This is a genomic window from Pseudoalteromonas sp. MQS005, from assembly GCF_001661605.1.
GTDB classification, from domain to species: Bacteria; Pseudomonadota; Gammaproteobacteria; order Enterobacterales; family Alteromonadaceae; genus Pseudoalteromonas; species Pseudoalteromonas tetraodonis.
In genome coordinates this window covers 34,486-54,997 of record NZ_LYRQ01000022.1, presented here as the reverse complement: position 1 = coordinate 54,997, position 20,512 = coordinate 34,486, and the positions used below count along the sequence as shown (strand labels likewise).

Below are 20,512 nucleotides of genomic sequence, written 5' to 3'. Positions count from 1 at the left end.
TTGGCTTTTGGATCGAAACGCCAAACAGGGAAATTAGCCCATTCACTGTTTGGCGTCTCGATTGAAATCCAACGCTACTAAGCCTTGCTATTACTGGCAAAAAGCAAGGTTTGGCACTTTTTGTACTCTAAACCAACCTCGAATCCAAAGTACAAACCGTTTGTTTTTTCTAACCCAGAATGCAAACGATCGTTTGGCGTCTCGATTTTTTGCACTAGCCAAATGCCGCCAAACAGCGCTGTATTGGACTGTATATATCAAACAGTTAGCCGCGCACAGGTCATCATAAAAAACCGATTTGACTGGTTAGTTTGATGGCCATTTCTTTCATCTAATTCACCACCGCGTCTGCACCCGACCACTGAAAATAGACGGCATGAAAAACCAATAAGGTGATAAGTGACGTGTTATGGGCAAGTGGTAACGATTGGGATAGAGAATGGATACAGCAGGTGGTCGCTTTACTGGTTGGGCATGGCGCGTTTACCCTCTACCCAGCATTAAGCCAGTGCGATAATGCCGCCGAACGTTTAACCCGCTGGCTGACCTATCAGTTACCGCGCGTTAAACAAGCGCACCCAGGCTGCCCGATTCACCAATGGCTGAGCAGCATTGGCGCACAAGAGATCGTAGAAAAATGGCAAAGCCCCGAGCAATGGCCAAACCTGTTTTGGTTGCCTTTACCTGAGATTGATGGCAACGCGCAAGGCGGACTAGTTTTGTTAGCAGCGCATTTGTTGCCGGCACATTTATTACCGACAGATAGGAATGGCACGAGTCAAACCAACACATTGCTCGCAAACACGCGCGCCAACGCCTGTATCTTTTGGTGCATTACGCCTTTATCTAAAACAGGAAAGCGCGCTACCTTGCACCCCAAACAGCAAAACCGCGCCTTTTGCCTGCCCAGTTCGCCGGAGCAAGTGGGCAAATCATGCACGGGGTTATTACTGAAAGGTTTGAAAAAAGAGTGCCAAAAACGAAACGGCAACGTGATCACCCACCAGATCAATCTAGCGCTGCTGCACCACCTTTGTGGGCCGGAGAATGATGTGTGGATTACGAACAAATGCTTTGGTAACGAGAAGGAAACTCAACAACAAGGCTAAATAGCTTGATATTTGTTTTGAAGAAAATCACAATTTCACTCAAGCTATTTAAAGCTGGTTGAGCCTTTACCTAGTGTTTTGGCTCGTGGCTGCGCCTCAGTCGCCGTTAAGACTGGGGCTTATCTCTTAAAAACTACCCGAAATCACAAGCCCCAGAAACGAGTAACCCCTCACAGGGCGCTGTTCTAAAGGGTAGCGGGAGGGGTGTTGTTGGTGCGATTTTAATATTAACAATGCTAAATGGCCATATACTCGTACCATCTCGTGATGATCCACGAAATGGTTAGTAATCTTTAGCTGCTTCGATCGCTTCAAATATAGCCAATTTAACGGACTCTGGATAATCGTCGTCATAAAGTATTGAGCTGATGATCTGACGTAATAGATCCTTGTCGATCACGTTATCTGCAACCCAAACGACGATGTTTTCCATTTCTTTGGCAAAGCGTTTTACCACATAGTCAAAACCGTTTAGTTCAAGGAAATAAGCGCCTAACACCAAAGATGATCGTTTATTGCCATCATTAAAAGCATGGTTTTTATTAATGGAGAATACCAAGTGAGTCAGCTTGTCCTCCAATTCTGGGTAATAGCAGTCATTTTGTATGTGTTCTAAGGGGCTGGCTAACTGACCAACGTCTTTGGTGCCTGCTAGCCCGCCAGAATGCTCTATGATCCAATCGTGAACGCCAATCGCATGCGCCACATCGAAATAGAAGAACCGTAAGCCTGTGTCTGTAGAATCGCTCATAGCCACATTCCTTTGCTTATCGATCTTTCAAGCGTTTGAGTACGGCCAATGTTTCTGGATCACTCAATTGCTCTTCCAAAGAACGGCTCTTCTCACCCAAGAAGCGATCAAAATCAGCTTCGGGTACCGATTGAATGTAAGCTTCCAGCTTTTCATGCAAGGCATCACGGAAGCACAAATCGCGACTGGCCATTTTAGTTCTGGCATCCAAAATCAGTGGTTTAAACAGAGGATGGCTTTCGAAACTCGCAAACAGACCCTCCGCCTCTTTCTGCGAAAGCTTGCGGCCTAATTTATTGCTGGCTTGCTCTAGTTCATGAGCAATGCCTGATTCGTAGCTGGCAATCAGATTAAGCACTTCTGAATATAGGGTCTCGCGGATATTGGTTTTCGTTGCAAGGTTTAAAACCTTTTTATATTCAGCAGCATTCTCATGAAAAATGCTTTGATAGATCAAGTTTGTAAAACGTGCATACGTCCACTTATTGACCTCTACGTACTTATCCAATGCATCAGTGAACTGGCGGCGGTAGTTTTCTTCTTGCAGAGCAGAGACAAGGTAATTTTCATCACGCTGATTAATAAACTTAGTATGACCACCCACACGCTCAGCCATTACATCCAAGACAATATCCAGCAGACGTGAACGCAAAAGGCGTGCGGGTTCACTTTCTGTTAGTAACATCCCTATGTTGAGCACTGCACGAAAACTGAACAAACCCAGCGCGGTGGTTTTGGTACCGTCATTGATGTCGGTACCAGAAAGTATCGTCTTGAATTCCTTTAGCTTTTTACCTTTTAGCACCTGGTAGCCGTTGCTTTTTAACTCATCGGCATGGCTAGATAAGTAGCGCTCAATAGTACGGTCTGTAACGTCATACAAGGCAACTACCTGTGCCTTGGTGAATACCGTTTCACCTTCAAAGTTCACACCACCCAAACCTAAGTGCTGCTCGGCTTGTTGCAGGGCGTAGCGGTTGTTAAGGATATTTTGACGGTCATGTGATGATGCGGTTAGGTCTTTAGCCATTTGCAGCCCCGATTGCCAACGGCGCTAAACGCTCACGGGAGACCGACAAATCAATCCACTGTTTAAAATGACGTAACAAGCCATAGATGGCATAGCTAATATAGGTTTTACCCATATTATTGGGGCCACAAATCACGGTTAAATCGCCCAGTTCAACGGTGCCTTTATCAATACCGCCTAAGTGTGCAAAGTTAAATTTCATGCTGCCTCCTGATTAAGCGGTGGGGTGTTAGGGTTTAACATTTTAGCTTGCCTCCCCAACGGTGACTTGGCCGTTCATTAGCATGGGGAGAAGCCAGTCTCGTAATGACTCTAACCTAGCATTCTCTTTAAGAAGAGTTTGCTTCTGTTGTTCAAGTGGAGCTGCGAAATCAAAAAATTGCTTCGCTAAACCCATAGGTGGAATGGGTACTTGGTGCTTGGTTACAAATGAATCAAATAGTAAGTTTTTGATTCCGCTTGTTTTCCCTTCCCATCCAAACAATACTCCATTGCCATATAGGTCGTTCCAAAGGTAAGCAAAACAATAGAATAAGTCTTTATTACGAAGGGATATTGCCTTACAAAAATTTGAACAAATTAATGGATGAGTAAATCGGTCTAACACATCATCAGTTATATAAGCCATTCGCCCTGTAGACTGAGTTGGACTGCCACCAGAAATTTCTATTACCAAGTCAAATGGAGCTAAAAGCTTATGATCATTCTTTTCAAGGATAAAGCGATTAGGAGCCGCAATTTTCCCATTGCCGTTTAGTCCATTAATATCTGCCCCCCTTATACAGTCGACTTGAAGGGTGTAGTTTCCTTCCTGTTCTTCCTTTCCCCAGTCCCCCGTTTTATCGGATGCTATCCAGCTTGATAAAGTATCAACTTCCCACCCCTCCGGTATTTCCCGCTTTAGGGTTGGGTTGTAGACCATTTTACCGCCAGAGGTTTTGTAGGGTTTGCCTTGGCCTTGTGGTGAGTCGTCGGGGAAGTCGAACTGTACAAACCAGTAGTCGTACAGAGTTTTGGCCATGGCTTCTAGTTCGGCGTTGATGCGGTTGTTGAGTTCGATTTTTTTGTCGATTGCACGCAACAAGGTCGAAATTTTCTTCTGAATATCTAGTTGAGGTAGTTTGACCTTAATCCCATTGTAAGCACCAAAAGTCATACTCGGCACACCTGTACCGCTAGATAAAGAATTTAAATCTAACAACTTTAAGTAATAGTAAAGGTAATAAGCATCAACTTTGTTTTGATTAATTTCGGTGTAGTAAAGGGTATCTACTGTCCAAAACGGTTGGTCTGAATACTGAATGTTATTCAGAGTGCCTTTTCGTGGGAGTAAAATGCTCGGCTTATCATACAGATAACTATCCACCATTCTCATTAAGCCACCACTGCCATAAACAGGGTAGACACCATCAGCAAGGCTTTTATGATCTCGACCGTTTTTAATTTTAACTAAATCTTTAAGGCGATACTCACTCATACTTCAACCCCGCCAATTGCTTTTTAATCTCCGTTTCCAATTCACGAGACTGATTAAACAGACTATCCAAGTTGCTGGTAAAGCCCTGCATCTTTTCAGCAAACTGTTCTGGGGTAATATCCACATATTCGATTTTGACATCAAAGTATTGGCCTGCACTCAAGCTGAAGTTTTTGGCTTCGATGTCGTCATAACTCACCGCTACCGATAGATCCTCGATGGTTTCTTTGGCGTTAAACACATCAATAATTTGTTGTTCTTCTGCTGTTGTTAATACGGTTTTTTGGTTTTTACCATCTTTAACTTTTTCGCCCAAGTTGGAGGCGTCCACCAGTACTACATCGCCATCGTTGCTGGCATCGATAAACAGAATGGATACGTTGGTGCCGGTAGTGGCGAAGATGTTGGATGGCATAGAAACAACACCCGCCAGCATTTTGTTTTTCACCAAGTGCTCACGGATTTTTTTGTCGATACCGGATTGGGCGGTAATAAACCCCGTTGGCACCACGACTGCTGCTTTGCCGTTTGGTTTAAGTGAGGCAATGATGTGTTGTAAAAACAGCGAGTAGATCGCCATTTTGTCTTTTGCTTTCGCCGGTGCTTTAGGAATACCAGCAAAGAAGCGTTCTTTGTTTTCCTTGCTGTCTAGCTCATCTCTAAAGTCGCTGAAATCGAGCTTAAACGGCGGGTTGGAAACAATATAGTCAAAGCGTTTTAACTCTTTGCCATCTTTATGGTAAGGATGAAGCACCGTATTACCTTGGATCACATTGGGGATTGAGTGCACCAGGTTATTTAAGATCAGGTTTAAACGCAGCAGGTTCGAGGATTTTTGCGAAATATCTTGCGTATAAATACTACAGCGGTTTTCACCAATGGCGTGCGCCACGTTCATTAACAAAGTACCCGAACCTGCCGATGGATCGTAACAGGCAACATTGCGTACGGTACCTCGCTCAGCTTGTGGCACTAAAATCTCCGCCATAATGCGCGCTACCGCATGGGGGGTAAAATACTCGGCGTATTTGCCGCCCGAGTTGCTGTTGTAGTCTTTGATCAGGTATTCAAAGATGGTGGCGTAGAAGTCGAATTTTTGCGTGAAGATACGCTCAAAGCTGAACTCAACCAGTTTATTGATAATGGCGCGGCAGAAGGCGTCGCGTTTTGAATCGTCAGCAATGTATTGGCTGATGCGGTCGAACAGCACCACTTTTGCGCCACCATCGGTTTTTACCGCGAATACATCGTTATTGGTGATGGCGATATCGATTAAGGTGTCATCAAACAGTTTGGCAAAGTCCGGCGCGTTTTGTTGGCTAAACAGGTAGCTAATAAAGTGCTGCGGCTTTAACCGTGCGGTATCGCCGCCCATTTGCAGTTGCAGCATATCGAGGTCGTCTTCGCTCATGGCTGCCAGTGCTTCTTCCCACTTATCGGCTTTGGCAATATTATCGTCGAGCTTTTTCGCTTCAAAGGCAAACTTGTCGTTTAAAAACTTGTACAAAAAGGTTTGGGTAATGATTTTAAATTCGTTACCGTCGTTACCTAAACCATAGTTGGCACAGATGCTTTTTAAGCTATCAATTAAGGTTTTGGTTTTTTGCTGAAATTCTAATTCAACCATTTTCTATTTATTTCCTATTCGATTTTACCGCATTACCACGCTTGGCTGCCGGTATTAAATTCTTTTAAATATTCTGCGACGACGAGGTGGTTAATGTAACGCGAGGCGTCGGCGTTAAGTTTGATTTGCTGTTCTTTCATAAAGCGGCCAATCACCAGCGGCATCATTTGCCGTTCGAAGTAGCTTTCGTTGTCGAGCACTTGGCTGTTGTTGAGCACTTGCTCGTCGGCATCTTGTTTCACGCCTGCCAATGCCTCAAAAATTTTGCGTTCTGATTCGCTAATATCGCTTCGGCTTTGCTGGCGCTCTTGTAAGCGCTTGTGAATACGGGTGTATTTGGCATCGCCGAGGTATTTTTGCCTTAATTGGTTGTTTTGGCGGTTCAGCTCTTTAACGCGGTCGTGAATTTTATTCAGTGTGTCGATGTTGGCAACCATTTCATCCTGCGTGACTTCGCTTAAGTTTTTCTTCTTAAACAGGCGCTCTAGCTCTTCTTTTAAGCTGATAAATTGTGGGTCTTGCTGGTCAAAGTTGCTAGCCAGTGCTTCGCGGGTTTGGCGCAGGGTGTTTTTCAGCTTGTCGGCCAGTACCAACTCTTCTTCGCCGATTTTTACAAACTTGAAGATCACGTCTTCTAAGGCGCGATTGAGCAGGTTACTGGTGTCTTCGCCACTTTCTAGATCGTTTTTAAGATTGAGTAAATCCAAGTGATTACTGGTTTCACGGTAAAGCACATTGAGCTTGGCAAAATCCAGTTCATCGAGAAAGTCATACTCACCTTGCAAGCGGATCAAGTTATACAAGCTGCGTGCATCGGCTAAGGCTTTTTTGAGTGCTAGTACGGTATCGCGGTCTTGTATTTGGCTGATCTGGTTGCAGAACTCTTCCATGTTGTCGGTATCAAAACGGAACAGTACGTCTTTGATATGCTCGATTTCTTGCTTGATCTCTTCCTTAGATTTAAACAGGTGCGAGTAGTGCTCCATCTCATCGCCCAGTTCTGACTGTAATTCGTCGAAATAGGCCTTGTTGGTGGCATCAAACTCTTTACGAATATCAGCAAAATCCACCACATAACCGTAGCGAAAATCTTTGTAGGTTCGGTTAACTCGCGTGAGCGCTTGCAGCAAGTTGTGCTTGCGAATCACCCGGCCAAGGTAGAGCTTTTTTAAGCGTTTGGCGTCAAAGCCAGTGAGTAGCATGTTATAAACAAACAAAAAGTCGATTTTGCCTGCTTTGAAGTCTTCCACCCAGTTTTTGCGCTCTTCTTTGGTGCCGATGTCGTGCAGAATCAGGGCCGCGTTTTTTACCTTTTGTGCTTGTTTAGCAGACTCTGCATAACTGGTTGGCGCAGGCTCAGCGACTTCGAGTACTTGGCTATTTGAATTGGATGTTTGCGGCAGAATAGGTGCATCGGCATAAACGCCATTGAAGATTTCAAACATCTGCTTGGCTTGATCTGAGCTGTCGCAAATAACCATGCCACCAATGGTTGCATCGTTTAATGCGCCACGGCTTTTTTCAAAGTCGTTTACGATGTAAGTCAGCATGGGCTCAACAAAGCTTGGGTGGGCGTAAATCAGCTTGCGATCGACATCGCCCATTTTCACTTCGGCTTCTTCAAGGGCTTTTTGCAATTCGATTTTGTATTGGGTGCTGATCTCTTCTCGAATTAAGCGCAAGGTGTAGCCGTCGGCAATAGACGCGTTGTAGTAGTACTTGTGAATGTAATCACCAAACAAGGCTCGTGAGTTGTAGTCATCCCCCAATAGCGGCGTGCCAGTTAGGCCAATTTTGATGGCGTTGCTGTCTGACTGACTCAAGTTGGCCAAAAAACTGCCTTTGGGGTTATAGCTGCGGTGTACTTCATCTAAAAAATACACGCGCTGGATCGTTACGTTATAGTCTTTGGTGCTGACTACATCTGGGTCATCTTTAAACTTTTGAATATTTACCACGGTGATTTCTGGCTTGCCAGAATGGTTGTGGATCACCTGTGTGGCTTTGATGTCACGCGTAAAGGCATCCCGCGAGTTGATGGTGTGAACGGTTAAACCACGGGCGGTAAATTCACGCTGCGCTTGTTGCAGTAGGTCTAAGCGGTCAACAACAAAGTAAAACTTAGGAATAACTTGCTGCTTTTGGAAGTAGTCAGTTAAAAAGCGCACGTTGTAAAACGTTAGGGCGGTTTTACCACTGCCTTGGGTGTGCCAAATAATACCTTTTTTAACGCCTTCGCTTAGCTTTTGTTCAATAGCTTTGGTGGCAAACAACTGCGGGTAACGCATGATGTGTTTTTGTAACCCGTCTGACTCAGACACATAGGCCAATGCGTAACGCAAAATAAAGGCTAAACGCTCACGACTGAGTAAAGAGGTACAAATGCGGTTGGTTGGGCGATCGGGCTGCTTGTTGGTCTGGAACTCTGGGTTACTGCGGATCACTTCCAGATTGTTGTCTTTTAAGACTTTTAGCTCGTCATCATCCGATACCTGCTTCAACAGGGCGGTTAAGTTTAAGATTTCTTCTTCGCGGAAATAGTTAAATACCGGCTTATGGTAAGAACTACTGGCATAGAAGGCACCTTGCACGGGTTCTGGGTCGCCGTCGTCGTACTCCATGTTATTGGAGAAAATCATAAACTGGGTGATGTTGGCAAAGCGCTTGAACTTAGGGTTTTGAAAGCGTTTGTTGATGCGGTCGCGCTCGGCCAAGATACCTTCGCGATTATTTGGCTTCTTCACCTCGATAAACACTAACGGCATGCCATTGATAAGCAGCGTAATATCTGGGCGGAACTCTTCATCACCGTTTTGGCACGTTAGCTCGGTAACAACATGGAAGGTATTGTTATTGAAGTTTTCAAAATCGATCAGCTTGGTATTTGAACGTTCTGACAGGCGCTCAAAAAAGGCTTTACCTAGGTCTTCGTTATCCAGCAGTAGTTTAACATCTTCTAGCAAACGACCAGCTTCAGCATCTTCAATACCAGGGTTAATTTTGCCGATAGCGGCTTTGAATACGTCAGGGAAGATATTGGTGTCGAGATCCCAGCTTTGCCCTTTAAGTGACAGGTACTTATAACCTAGACGCATTAAATGAAGAATAGCAGGGATTTTTACTCGGCTATCTTCATTAAATTTATTAGTATTGAAGGCCATAACATTCCTTGTAGTCGTTTTAATTAGGAACCTGCTCAAGCAAATCGCTTAGAGGGCAGTTAAATAACTCGCACAGCTTATCGAGCGCCTCTAAGTCCACCTTGAGCGCGGTTTCTTTGTACAGTAGCGTGACGGTGGTACGGCTGAGGCCGGTTTCTCGCATCACGTCGCTAATGCGCATTTTTCTCTCACCCATTAATCGGGCTAGGTGGCAGCGGATCATGCTCTCTCCACGGTGTTTTCTTAACCATAAACTTGGGGATTTTTCACTGTTGCTTACCCTACCACGATTATGATTATTCTCAACTTATTTGAGTTAAAACCAAATAATTGAGCGAATTTGTTATTCGTTCGGTGCTGGTTGTTGGTACGCTAACGGTTCACGGGAATGCCTCTAGCGGTATTGTCTGCCTTAGCCTTTAATCCTAGCCCAGCCTTTAGGTTGACTGGCGGTGCACTGCAAGGCGACAAGCCTACATAGGATTCATCGCCTTTTTAGTCATCCAAGATGCTGCCTTTAACACAGTACATTCGTGGGCGGGTGTTGTCGGGCAGGCTGACTTTTCGCTGTGGTCGGTTGCCATCGGGGATTAGGTAACCTGCGGCCATCAGCGCTTTGGCGGCGCGATCTGGGCTTAGGCCTTCGGTGGCTTCACGCCAGCCAGTTGGGTAAAACAGGTAGAGGGTTTGTGGGCCGGTGACATCTATCCACCCTGCTCGTTGGCGTACTTGGCTGCTGTAACCGATTTGTTTAGGCGTAAAGCGGCTTTCGCCATGCTGCTCAATAAAGCTGCGCACTTGGCGAATGGCTTGTTGATCTTCATTGGCGGCTACACCACCGCGAGCAAGTATCCATTGGTTAAGCTGATTTAAGCAGGCGGCTTCGACACTTTGGGTTGGCCAATCGAGTACTTTGGCTTGAATGGCTAACAACCCAGCACTAGCCAGTACGGCAAACTTTTCGGCGACCCGGCGCACTTGGCCGTCTGCCTCGACAGGCAAGCTGGCTAAAAAGTGTTGGCGTACGTTTTGGAAAACGGGTCGCACCTGTGCGCCGTGCTGCGTTAAATACCGTAACCAGTCCAAGGACAAGCTGCCGTAATGTTGGCGACTTTGCTGTTTAAGATGATCGGCTAAATCGGCGGCATTCATACCATGGCTCTGGTTAAACACGCCCATTTGCGCTCCAGCATCGGCACTGAGATCAATCACGCGCACTTGCTGACCGGCTTTTACGCGCTTACCGATACTGGCAAGGTGACTTTCGAGCGTCACTTCGCCAGTAGATAAAAACACCAAACGCCAACGGGCGGGTAAGCGCATTTCACCGTATTTGCCTGCACGGGTTTTACCTTGCCCATTGGCAAGCATATAAGCGACATCGCCTGCTTCCTTGGGGTCAACTTCGCCCATTTCGTCGAGCGCCAGCAAGGCATCGTTATGCGCTAATGCTGTGCCTTCTAAACCGTTGGCCGTGGCACGCCAACTGTGGCGCAGTTGATTGGGTTCGCCCCACACCGATAATGCTGGATACAGCGCTGCGGTTTTACCAGTACTGCTGGCTCCGAAGAGGTGTAAACCAAAACCATCCACCCCGCACAAATGCAACAAAGGCGCAGCCAGCGCAGCACAAACACCAACAATTAATAGCGGGTTATCCAGACAATAACGACCAACGTGCTGCCGCCAACTGTCGCTACTGCCTTGTTGAATAAAGCCTTCTATCGGGTGCATGGTTTGCAGCACCATACGCGGGTTGTTGCTGTGTTCGCTTGGGTAAAAGGTGAGGCGCGGATGCACATAAGCGTGGTGATGCCAACCAATACAGTTCACGCTGATAGCCTTTTGCGTAGCCAGTTCGCCCATTTGTTGAATAAACAGCGAGAGCAACTGCCGCGCTTTGACACTGTTGCTTAGGCGCATGCCTCGGCTGAGTAATATCCGACGGTACTCGCTGCCGTCTCCGGCCAATAGTTCTGCTGGCATAGCCCAGTAGCGATGGCGATTGTCATCGTCTAACCAGTGTAATAAATAGCCGTAGTTGTCCCCTTGTGGATCGCGAGTACGAGCAGCTACTTGCAGCCAAGAACAGATTTTAACAGGGCTATCTTGCCCTGCTGGTTGCATCACCAGCCAGTTTTGCGCGTTATAGGCAAAACCAGGCGGTAATGTTGGCTCGTTGCTATGCATATCACTGGCAGGTAACGGGGTTGATGCTGATGGTTTATCCACGGCCATAAGCAGCACCGATACGGCGGGTTTCAATCCACTGGTCGATATCGCTTTCTAACCAGCCCACGGCACGCGCACCAATGCGAATGGAACGGGGAAATTCACCGCTGGCCATCAGGGCATAAATGGTACTGCGGCCAAAGCCTGTTTTGGCCTTTACCTCGGGCAAGCGCAAAATCCGCTGCTGACGCGCTGGGTGTACTGAGTTTGTGGGTAATTGTGTAGTTGGGTTCATCGTTTGCTTCCTCACTGATCTGTTAAGTTCAGTTAGGAGTTTGCCAGTACTAATCGGACGCAGTAGGCAGATAAATGCCCAGATCGTGCAGCTTTCTGAGGGTACAGGTAGCTAGCTGCCCCAGTTTGTAGATAGTGCCAAAACAATAAATGCTCTGTGGGCAGGGTTAGTGTGCGGCTAAGTGGCGTGAACTAAGGCTTTGCCCAATCTGCCCCTGGTGCCCAACGGATGAGCGAAGTGTTAAAACACATGGAGTATGAGGCAAAGCATAAAGTGAAACTAAAACTTCTTTATCTGATTAAAAATGAAAATATAGTTTCACTGACTCATTAAACGTTAAACGCTGATTGTTTCATGGCTTGCTCCGCTCGGCTGATCCCTAGCCGCTTAGCAACGGTTTGCCATTGCTTAACCGCAATTAATACTTCATCGTAAATTTGCGTGGCTTGGGTTTGCGAAAGTCTGAAGAAGTCTTTTACGTCAAAGGCTAATTGGTAGTCTAAAGTGTTGTCTGCATCGGTTATATTCAGATGCAGGCCATGCTTACCCACTATCGGGTTTAAATCATAAGCGGGTGATAACTTCCAACCATTCTTCGTTAATAAAAAGCCATGGTTACGCAGGTGATCATCCGTGTTGGACACTGCAATATTAAACACAATTCGACGCCATAACTGTGCTAAATCAGCTTCGGTTTGTGCACCACAATTGGAAATAAATTCAGCAATCTCTAAGTAGCTGGCACCGTGAGATTGTTCACCATCATAGTATTGAAGCTGTGTCATAGCCGATGAAAAATGCAGCCGCTTTTCACCGTCGCGATCAAACCGTTTTGTTAAAAAGGTATGGTGCTGTGATGAAAATTGCCTGATCTCACTTGGATACATGTCAACACCTGCCGCCAGAGCCAATTCATAACAGACCATCTCCCACGCGCCCACGTCATGGGTATCATTTAAATTGGGAAACTTGGCAATCCACAAGTGGCCTTGTTCATCTGTGACACAAGCCTTGGGTCTTGCACCACCTAATGATGATCCTGGTGAAATCAGCATTTTCAACCAGCGGTAATACTCGTCACTGTCGATGTTATCGTCTTTTTCAATCTGCATTGCTGCGTGCTCTAGCTCTCGCAAAGAAGCCATTGGTGGCGCAGCAAACTCAGAGTTGTCGTCCAAAAAAGCATCCGAGCCTACTCGCTTAAATCGAATCCCCCCCATCCGATAAGAGTCATGTACGCCCAGCAGGTAATCCAATTCGTTTAATCGACTTGTTGCTCGAATGCCTTTGCGCGCCTCAATCGCCGCACGCCGCTGCATTAAAATACGCCCCCATCTATCAGGCGATGAATCAAGAAATGCGCGAAAGTTTTTATCGGCTTCATCGTTATAGAGTTCACCGGAGTGAAGCGTTAGGATTGGATCAATTTGCAAGCGATAGGCTGAGGTTAAAAATGCTTTATCGTAGGCAAAACTAAATACGCCACCTCGGCTTGAATCACTGTAAGCAAGCAGCCCAATTAGCAAAGGCGCTTCAATTGGCTGCCAGTCGGCATAGACTTCGACGATTTCACGGCTCATTTTGAACCTTCCAGCAATTTTATGTTTTGCAGCTTGATACCCACTTCATCATGAGCGGCCATTTCTGCAAAGTTGCTTTCCATGCCAAGAACGGCCATCACTTTTAAGTAAGTGCCTATGGCAACGCCCGGATCACCGGCGAAGACTTTATTCACGGTTTTATGATCAAAACCAGTACGTTCACACAGTAGCTTTTTGGTAAAACCACGTCGTTTCATCGCCAACAGCAAGTCTTCACCAAAATGCGTCAGGATTTTTCGCTGCTTCGGAAACAGTACATTGTGTAAGTCACGCTTAGCCATATCACCAACCAAAGGGACTATATTCCCACTATTTAACCGTTAATGGGAATATAGTCCAACTTTGAATCCCAAGCAACTCCAACAATTTACATGTGGGACTATATTCCTACTTTACTCAATATAATTGGATTTATATCCCACCTTTAGGTTTAGCTTGCGCGTTGGCCAAGGCGATGAAATGGATCCCTGAACGCCAAAGGTTGCGAATTACACTTTTATGCGCATAGAAATGTATAATTCCACACTTTTCTGCGCGTTAAAGTGTGGAATTCAAGTGAAGTGCTCATCTGTGTATTTTTACTGAACGGGCTAATGCAGAGGTTAGAGGTCTACACAAAGTGACTTTATGGGTAACAATCTGTAAACCTTTTGGCGGGCTTACAACCTTCCATTAACCCTCAATCAGTTTTTTGCTAACGTCATTTGGCCAGTCTCTTGCCTCATCGTTTAAGCAAATCACTCAACCGATTTAACAGCGCTTTACGGCTATTATTCGCCACAACAAAGCGCTCAAAGCGTTGTTCAAACACTGCTTCATCCGCTTTGAACTGATAGGCCTCAAACAGCTGATGCAAATAGCGTGATGCCGCATCGTAACCACTGGCGCAAGTGCGATCCGCTTGCTCTTGTGCTTGCTGCCAGTAGTGCTCACGCCGATTGTAAACATCCGTCAACGCTTTTTCTTTTTCTGCTTTTTCGATAGCTAATTTTTTTGCGAGTGCTGCGGCTTGCTCTTGCTGTAATTGACTTTGCGCTTGCTCAATGAAAGGAGAAATGACGGCGGAGGTTAACCAGTATTGATAGATCTCGTCTGTGTTAGCGGGTTCTTTTCGCGTCAGCGCTAAGGCTTGGTGACGGGTTAGCTGGCCTTGCTCAAACAACGTGCGTAATAGCGTGTCTTTCTCTGCTTGCGAGAGATTATGGATCCACGCATCAAGCGTAAGCTGAGTTTGTTTGGCTTGGTGACTGGGTTGTTCGCTCAGCACCATGGCGAGCGCCTTAACCAATGCTAAGGGAATACCATACAGCGCAGCAAACGCCTGCTCCTCTTCACTGAGGTGCTCAAAATCGAATTGAATTAACGGCACTCGCTCAACGCCATCATTAAAATCAAACGCTTTGAGCCACATAAAGTACACAAGGCGCCAATCCCCTTGCATTAACCCGCTGCGTAACCCAGCTAAATGCTGGAAAAATTCGTCGGCATGCTCATCGTCAAAATATTCGTCATACTCCTCAAGGGAAAAAATCAGTAACTGCCACTCATCGTTTTCGTGAACATGAAGTCCATCACTTGAAAAGCCAAGTAACGCATCTGGAAGCGTTCCTGCTGGTAGCTTGATGTATACATCGATTGAGCCCCAATCGGCATAGTAAAAACCAATATCAAAGTATTTTAATATCAGCTCAGAAGGTTCCGCCTTTAGGTCACTGTAGGTGTAATACACCTGAAAGGACGTAGCGCTGATCTCGGCACGGCTTGAAATGGCCCTGAGTGCTTGACGTGCTTTAGCATCTAAATACCCATCCAGACGCTCAAATTTATAGTATTGATATTCGCTCACGATGACCTTGCTATCTATTTATGGTGAATTGAAAAGTTTGTTTTAACAAAATCGTTATAGAAAAAGCGCTGCATTTTCTTGTTTACGCTGCTCCAATGTCTTAGCAATCGCAGACACTGTTGTTTTACTGATCCCTTGCTGCTGTGCCAGATACGTAAACTGGCTGATGGCTTCTGCGACTTCTTCAATAACTTGCTTTGCATCATTCCAATTCGCAAAGCCAGCACTAGTAACAAGTTTTTGCATCACCTTAAGCGATGGCGCTTTGCCATAACCGCCGAAAGCAGTGGCGTGTTCGTTGAATGGATGCGGGCTGTAGGTAACATCGTAAAAAGGGGCAGGATCCCATTGACCGTCATCCGCTTGCAAAAACGCCCAGTTTTTACTGTGGTCGTCTTGATTAGACGACAGCAGATTAAAAATGGCGCGGCGAAATTGCAGCTGTCCAGCCGCTGGCGATTTACACAACTGACGGCTGGCTTTAATTAAATCAATGTAATCTAAACTTGGCGTTCGAAAGTCTGCATCCAGCAGCCCGCAAGCGCTGTGCATATGCAATCGACCTGCACTGCGCTTTCTGCCTAAGTCGGCCTGTTCAGTGACATAATCAAAACGCTTAAGCGCCAACCAAGCAGACGCACCGCTTGTAGTTGGTGCTTCAATGAGTTGCCATTGCGGCGGTTGACACTTAGCAAGTTCTGCCATTTGTAAATAAACTGCCTCGCACAAACCTTCTTCATGGCCGAGCGCGAGATTTTTCGAGGTAAACTTCACCAGCCAAGCCTCATCTCTAGGCTGAGCAAAGGTTCGACAATGCTGAGTTTCCCCTGCAGGCATATAAATCTGCGCCTTGGGCCTTGCTCCACCCGAACTACCACCGGCGACTAATGCGGCCAACACTTGTTGCGTATGCCCATCTAACTCATCGTGATTATCATCCATATAATCTGACATCGAAGCATCGAACAGCGTTTGTGCTTCTAAGCCCAAGGTTGCTAAATCAATGTCCGCGTATGTCGTGGCTGAAAACTCAGACACCGGAGAAAAAGACAGCGCTCCCATGCCTTTATCACCGACAAAGGCCAGTCTATCCATCGCCGTTAATTGATTAGGTAGGATGCCCTTTTGCCGGAAAATACGATCTTGTAACAACATGCCCCAGCCATCGGGCAAACAATCTCCAAATACGCCATGTACACCTTGGTGCGGCGCTTTAGGTGCGGCTTGAACTAGCGTATTCGCTTGCAAGGTAAACGGTGATAAATTGCCAAACTGCTGCAAATAGCTGTCTGCATACTGAAAAAAAACGCCTTGCCGATTCTGCGCCAAGACCCCTACTGCAACCTGCTCACCTGAACTTAAGGTGCGAGTCACGGCGAGTTTTTGAATGGGTTTAAAACTCATCTTTTAGCACCTCATCAATACTAGAGGGCATAGTGACCCGTTCTTTGCTAGGTTGTGTGAGTTGATAGAGCCTCTCTAGCGAATCAAGGGTCTGCCATAGCAACAGCAATTGGCGAAATGAAATTTGCCCGGTCAGCTCAAATTTCTTAATGGTGGCCGCAGGTACGCAGCTTCGCTCAGCAAGCGCCGCTCGTGACAGCTTTGCCTGCTTTCGTAACTCACGTAAATAAGCCGCATAGGCGTGGCTTACATCGGTATCATCAAGTAAGGTAAATTTCATCCGCAAAGGCCAAATGGATACAGTCATATCCATTATAGCGAAATAAACATAAAGTGGATATTATTGTATCCATTATTAAATAAAGTGTTGAAAAAATTACTCGATAAAGCCCTTCAAAACTGCTATGTTTTAGCTCTAACAGCAGCATAAAAACGACACTGTTTTTCCATTGCTAACCACTAAGATTTAGTAAAAGCCATAGGCAAGTGGTGGGCAGTTTGGTGGGCAAACAGGCATTTTTGAACGGTTTCTTTTCGGTAACTTATTGATTTTTTGAGGGTCTAGACCGCTACTCAATGAGCAGATCCAAAATATCGAGTAACAAGCTATAAATTAAAAAAAGGGCATAATTACGTGTAATTATGCCCTTTTTTATTACCGCTTATAAAAGCGTACTTAGAGACGCTTTTAAGGTTTCAAACTTAATAGGCTTGGTAAGTACTTTATTAATACCTACTTTAAAGCACGATGCCTTGTCATCGGTTGAGGCATTGGCTGTCAGTGCAAAAATTGGAATGTCACTTAACAGCTCATTACGGATATGCTGTGTTGCGGTTAAACCATCCATGGTTGGCATCATGATATCCATTAAAATTAAGTCGAAGTGTTTGAGTTTCATAAACTCAATTGCTTCTACCCCATCATTAGCAATAGTGACTTTATGATTTAGCTTTTGTAAGAATGCCTTTATGAGTACTTGATTGGTTTTATTATCCTCAGCAACAAGAACTGATAATTCTGGCTGCTGTGATGAGAGCTCAGGTTTAATTTCATTAATAGCTGCTTCTTTAAATGGCAGTATAATCGTAAACTTACTACCTAATCCTAATTGTGTTTCTACACTAATAGAGCCACCCATAAGTTCGATTAGGTTTTTTGAAATACTCAGTCCCAGTCCAACGCCTTCGTTTTTTCTGTTTATTCCTTCATTAACTTGTCGAAATGGCTGAAATATAAAGACCAGATCTTTTTTTGCAATACCCACTCCTGAATCTTCAATAGTGAATTTTAAGTTGTCATCGACAATGCTTACACATAATGCAATGTGTCCTGAGTGGGTAAACTTAAACGCATTGCCAATAAGATTAAACAGTATCTGCCCTAATCTAAACTCATCCCCCATTATAAAAGTGGGAATATCATCATTAATCGAAACTGAAAAAATAATATCTTCACTGTCTTCAATTATATGCAACTGTCCGACGATATTCTCGATAAGCAGTTTTACATTTAAGGGTTTGTTGGCGATTAATATGGTTCCTGATTCAATTTTTGAGAAATCCAATACATCGGTGATTAATCCATACAGAATATCTGCACTCGAATTTGCGTAATCTAGCCATTGGCGTTGCTCTTGAGTCAGGTCGGTGTCTATTAATAACTCGATCATCCCCATAATCGCATTCATGGGTGTTCTTATTTCATGCGACATAATGGTTAAAAATTTTGTTTTTGTTTTACTGGCTTCCTCTGCTTTTAGTTTTTCATTTTCAAGTGCTGTTTCTCGCTCTTTTGAAATGGTGATATCTTTAGCGATACCTAAGTAACCAATAAAGTTTCCTTGCTCGTCAAATTGTGACTTACCATTGAGCGAAACCCATAAAGGAGTGGGTGAGTTAACTTCAAACTCAAACCCACTAAAATCCTCATGCTCTGCCAATAATGCTGCGAAGGCTTGCCATTTTTGTGTATTTTTTTGCTCATTTTTAGTGCGCAAAGACTCTATGCTTTTATTAATAAAAATTTGCGCATAGGTATTGTCTTCTCTTTCAAGATTATTAACGCTAATAAATGTCATATCGGGCTCAGTTCGCCAAAACCACTCTCTCGCTAATTCTTTAAATAAAGTAGAAAGCTGTGAAAATTTATCGAGCAATAAAACCGACTGTTGAGTGTGGGCATGTAATTTATTTAACTGTAAAAAAGCATGAAATGCTTGCTGAAGAAATACCTTTATTAGCTGTGAGACTATAATCTCATCATTATTTTTGTTATTCACATGAGTGAAAATAAACAAGCACTGCTCGCTTGTTGTGTTAATTCCTATTAACAGCGCTGTTTTTATATCGCGGCTATTGATCTTTTTTGACGTAGCAAATAGTTGTTCTGCCGATGGGTTATGGCTAAATGAATAACCGCTTTCGAGTGCCTGTAAAAATGCAGTGCATGGCGGCCATATTTTCTCATCAAAATCGATGTTCGATGTGCCAACAGTTAAGAAGTGATTATGTGTTTTTTTTAAAACAATGCAATCTTGGTATCGCAGTAGCGGCTGCAGTAACGCTGAGATAGTCGCTAAAATATCAATTTCATCATCACACTGATGCAATAACGCTAACTGCCTTTGCAACTGCGTAATAGTAATTAATTCATTACGTTGCATACCCACTCCCTCAGCTAAAATGCATCGCGTTTTGCAAAGAATATCAAAATCGATGTTATGACTAATTAATATAGAACAAAATTTAATATAAATCATTGAGTTATTTTTTTTGGCAGGATGGAATGATTTCTGCTTTATTAATATAAATAAACACATAAAGGCATAGCTATGAAAATAGTGTGTATCGGTGGTGGTCACGGATTAGCGCAAGTATTAAGTGCTATCAAACCCTTATGTAATCACTTAACCGCGATTGTAGCCACTACTGATAATGGCGGTAGTACCGGACGCATAAGAGATGAGCAGGATTGCATTGCTTTAGGTGATATAAGACGCTGCTGCGTACAGCTCGCCGGAGAAGGTACACAAGCTCATGCTATGTATGAACATAGATTTATGCATGGCGACATGGCAGGTCATTGCTTAGGAAACTTAACGCTATTAGGGTTAACCCAGCTAACACACTCTCCTACCGAGGCCATTGCGTCTTTTAATCGTTTGCTTGGGAACAAAGAGACTGTGTTACCTATGTCTGATTTACCAACAGATTTAATTGCCGAGCTAAATAATGGTGAAAAAATATTTGGTGAATGCGCGATTGATGCCTTAAATGAGCTACCAACCTCAGTTTACTTATCAAAAGCTGTGCCACCAGCGCCTGGTGCTGTTGAGGCTATTTTAGATGCCGATTTAATCATTATTGGCCCTGGAAGTATCATTACTAGCGTTATGCCAACATTTTTAATTACAGATATTACCAACGCTATAAAACAAACCTCTGCGTGTCGCATATTTATAGAAAACACGGCTCGGGAAAGCAGTGTTATGCAGCATACAGACATTGCTGGTATTGATTGGTTACAAAAAAAGCTCGGCACTAAAATATACGATTTAAGCATTTCTCCTTCTGCCATTATCGAGATTTTACAACAGGGAGAGAAATGCAAGGAAACGGGTAAACATTTACATAATATTGATGAGTTAAAAAATGTATTCTCAGAGTTATTAAAAAGCTCTTTTAATGCAGAGAAACACGCTTAATGGTTTTGGATAAGTTCGTTCATATATTCAAAAGTTTTTTTACTCTGTGCATCGGCTAATTTTAAAAGCGTTGTCACTTCAGTATCTAAGCCATTGACTTTAACTTGCTGTTCAATCAATTGGCACGTTTGCGCTAACCTTGTTGCACCAAAACTATAGCCACTACTTTTTAAGCTATGTGCATACAGTTCAATCTCTTCAGGCTTGGTTGAGGCAAGCATTTGTGCAACTAACTTTTTAGACTCATCAACAAAAACATTTAAAAGCTCAATAGCCATGCTATCGCCAACATCATATTTTAATTGTTCTATTACAGATGTATCTATCATAATTTT

Annotated in this window: 18 protein-coding genes; 2 read left to right on the top strand and 16 right to left on the bottom strand. The window is 44.3% G+C overall.

Features of this window, described 5'->3' with window-relative positions:
- Window positions 1-404: 404 nt before the first annotated feature.
- A complete protein-coding gene (locus A9479_RS09675) occupies window positions 405-1,109 on the top strand; it encodes a hypothetical protein (RefSeq protein WP_064663312.1) in 705 nt (234 codons plus the stop codon).
- A 283-nt stretch (window positions 1,110-1,392) separates the two neighbouring features.
- On the opposite strand, the gene A9479_RS09670 is transcribed toward A9479_RS09675, so the two are convergent.
- The 15 genes from A9479_RS09670 to A9479_RS09600 all read right to left on the bottom strand — a co-directional run bounded on the left by A9479_RS09670 (window position 1,393) and on the right by A9479_RS09600 (window position 19,136).
- Window positions 1,393-1,860, bottom strand: a complete 468-nt coding sequence (locus A9479_RS09670; RefSeq protein ID WP_064663311.1) for a type II toxin-antitoxin system death-on-curing family toxin — start codon at window positions 1,858-1,860, stop codon at window positions 1,393-1,395.
- Window positions 1,861-1,876: 16 nt separating this feature from the next.
- The gene (locus tag A9479_RS09665) at window positions 1,877-2,890 is read right to left on the bottom strand and encodes a hypothetical protein (RefSeq protein ID WP_064663310.1); all 1,014 of its coding nucleotides are present in this window, start codon (window positions 2,888-2,890) and stop codon (window positions 1,877-1,879) included.
- The gene (locus A9479_RS09660) at window positions 2,883-3,092 is read right to left on the bottom strand and encodes a hypothetical protein (protein WP_064663309.1); all 210 of its coding nucleotides are present in this window, start codon (window positions 3,090-3,092) and stop codon (window positions 2,883-2,885) included. Before A9479_RS09660 ends, A9479_RS09665 begins: the two co-directional genes overlap by 8 nt.
- A 42-nt stretch (window positions 3,093-3,134) precedes the next feature.
- A complete protein-coding gene (locus A9479_RS20085) occupies window positions 3,135-4,367 on the bottom strand; it encodes a restriction endonuclease subunit S (protein WP_064663308.1) in 1,233 nt (410 codons plus the stop codon).
- Window positions 4,360-5,994: a class I SAM-dependent DNA methyltransferase gene (locus A9479_RS09650; RefSeq protein WP_064663307.1), complete on the bottom strand. Its 1,635-nt coding sequence runs from the start codon at window positions 5,992-5,994 to the stop codon at window positions 4,360-4,362. The genes A9479_RS20085 and A9479_RS09650 overlap by 8 nt, the downstream gene beginning before the upstream one ends.
- A gap of 32 nt (window positions 5,995-6,026) precedes the next feature.
- Window positions 6,027-9,155, bottom strand: coding sequence for a type I restriction endonuclease subunit R (locus tag A9479_RS09645; protein WP_082918321.1), 3,129 nt, complete (start codon window positions 9,153-9,155; stop codon window positions 6,027-6,029).
- Window positions 9,156-9,174: 19 nt separating this feature from the next.
- On the bottom strand, window positions 9,175-9,378 hold the full coding sequence (locus A9479_RS09640; RefSeq protein ID WP_033539344.1) for a helix-turn-helix transcriptional regulator: 204 nt from the start codon (window positions 9,376-9,378) through the stop codon (window positions 9,175-9,177).
- Window positions 9,379-9,650: 272 nt separating this feature from the next.
- Window positions 9,651-11,393 carry a DUF927 domain-containing protein gene (locus A9479_RS09635; protein WP_064663306.1) on the bottom strand — a complete coding sequence of 581 codons (1,743 nt, stop codon included), beginning with the start codon at window positions 11,391-11,393 and terminating at the stop codon, window positions 9,651-9,653.
- Window positions 11,380-11,622 (bottom strand): AlpA family transcriptional regulator, encoded by a 243-nt coding sequence (locus A9479_RS09630; RefSeq protein ID WP_064663305.1) that lies wholly within the window; start codon window positions 11,620-11,622, stop codon window positions 11,380-11,382. The genes A9479_RS09635 and A9479_RS09630 overlap by 14 nt, the downstream gene beginning before the upstream one ends.
- Window positions 11,623-11,951: 329 nt before the next feature.
- Window positions 11,952-13,202 (bottom strand): type II toxin-antitoxin system HipA family toxin, encoded by a 1,251-nt coding sequence (locus A9479_RS09625; RefSeq protein ID WP_064663304.1) that lies wholly within the window; start codon window positions 13,200-13,202, stop codon window positions 11,952-11,954.
- The gene (locus A9479_RS09620; RefSeq protein ID WP_036984862.1) at window positions 13,199-13,504 is read right to left on the bottom strand and encodes a helix-turn-helix domain-containing protein; all 306 of its coding nucleotides are present in this window, start codon (window positions 13,502-13,504) and stop codon (window positions 13,199-13,201) included. Before A9479_RS09620 ends, A9479_RS09625 begins: the two co-directional genes overlap by 4 nt.
- Before the next feature lie 440 nt (window positions 13,505-13,944).
- A complete protein-coding gene (locus A9479_RS09615) occupies window positions 13,945-15,069 on the bottom strand; it encodes a hypothetical protein (RefSeq protein ID WP_064663303.1) in 1,125 nt (374 codons plus the stop codon).
- Window positions 15,070-15,123: 54 nt separating this feature from the next.
- Window positions 15,124-16,473: a type II toxin-antitoxin system HipA family toxin gene (locus A9479_RS09610; protein ID WP_064663302.1), complete on the bottom strand. Its 1,350-nt coding sequence runs from the start codon at window positions 16,471-16,473 to the stop codon at window positions 15,124-15,126.
- Complete coding sequence (locus A9479_RS09605) at window positions 16,463-16,753, bottom strand: helix-turn-helix transcriptional regulator (RefSeq protein ID WP_000673265.1); 291 nt, start codon at window positions 16,751-16,753, stop codon at window positions 16,463-16,465. The genes A9479_RS09610 and A9479_RS09605 overlap by 11 nt, the downstream gene beginning before the upstream one ends.
- A 382-nt stretch (window positions 16,754-17,135) precedes the next feature.
- The gene (locus tag A9479_RS09600) at window positions 17,136-19,136 is read right to left on the bottom strand and encodes an ATP-binding protein (RefSeq protein WP_082918320.1); all 2,001 of its coding nucleotides are present in this window, start codon (window positions 19,134-19,136) and stop codon (window positions 17,136-17,138) included.
- Between the two features lie 168 nt (window positions 19,137-19,304).
- Between A9479_RS09600 and yvcK the strand changes: the two genes are divergently transcribed.
- Complete coding sequence (gene yvcK / locus A9479_RS09595; RefSeq protein WP_064663301.1) at window positions 19,305-20,177, top strand: uridine diphosphate-N-acetylglucosamine-binding protein YvcK; 873 nt, start codon at window positions 19,305-19,307, stop codon at window positions 20,175-20,177.
- Here the strand turns inward: yvcK and A9479_RS09590 are convergent.
- Window positions 20,174-20,506, bottom strand: a complete 333-nt coding sequence (locus A9479_RS09590; RefSeq protein ID WP_064663300.1) for an Hpt domain-containing protein — start codon at window positions 20,504-20,506, stop codon at window positions 20,174-20,176. The two genes, yvcK and A9479_RS09590, sit on opposite strands and share 4 nt — an antisense overlap.
- Window positions 20,507-20,512 lie beyond the last annotated feature (6 nt).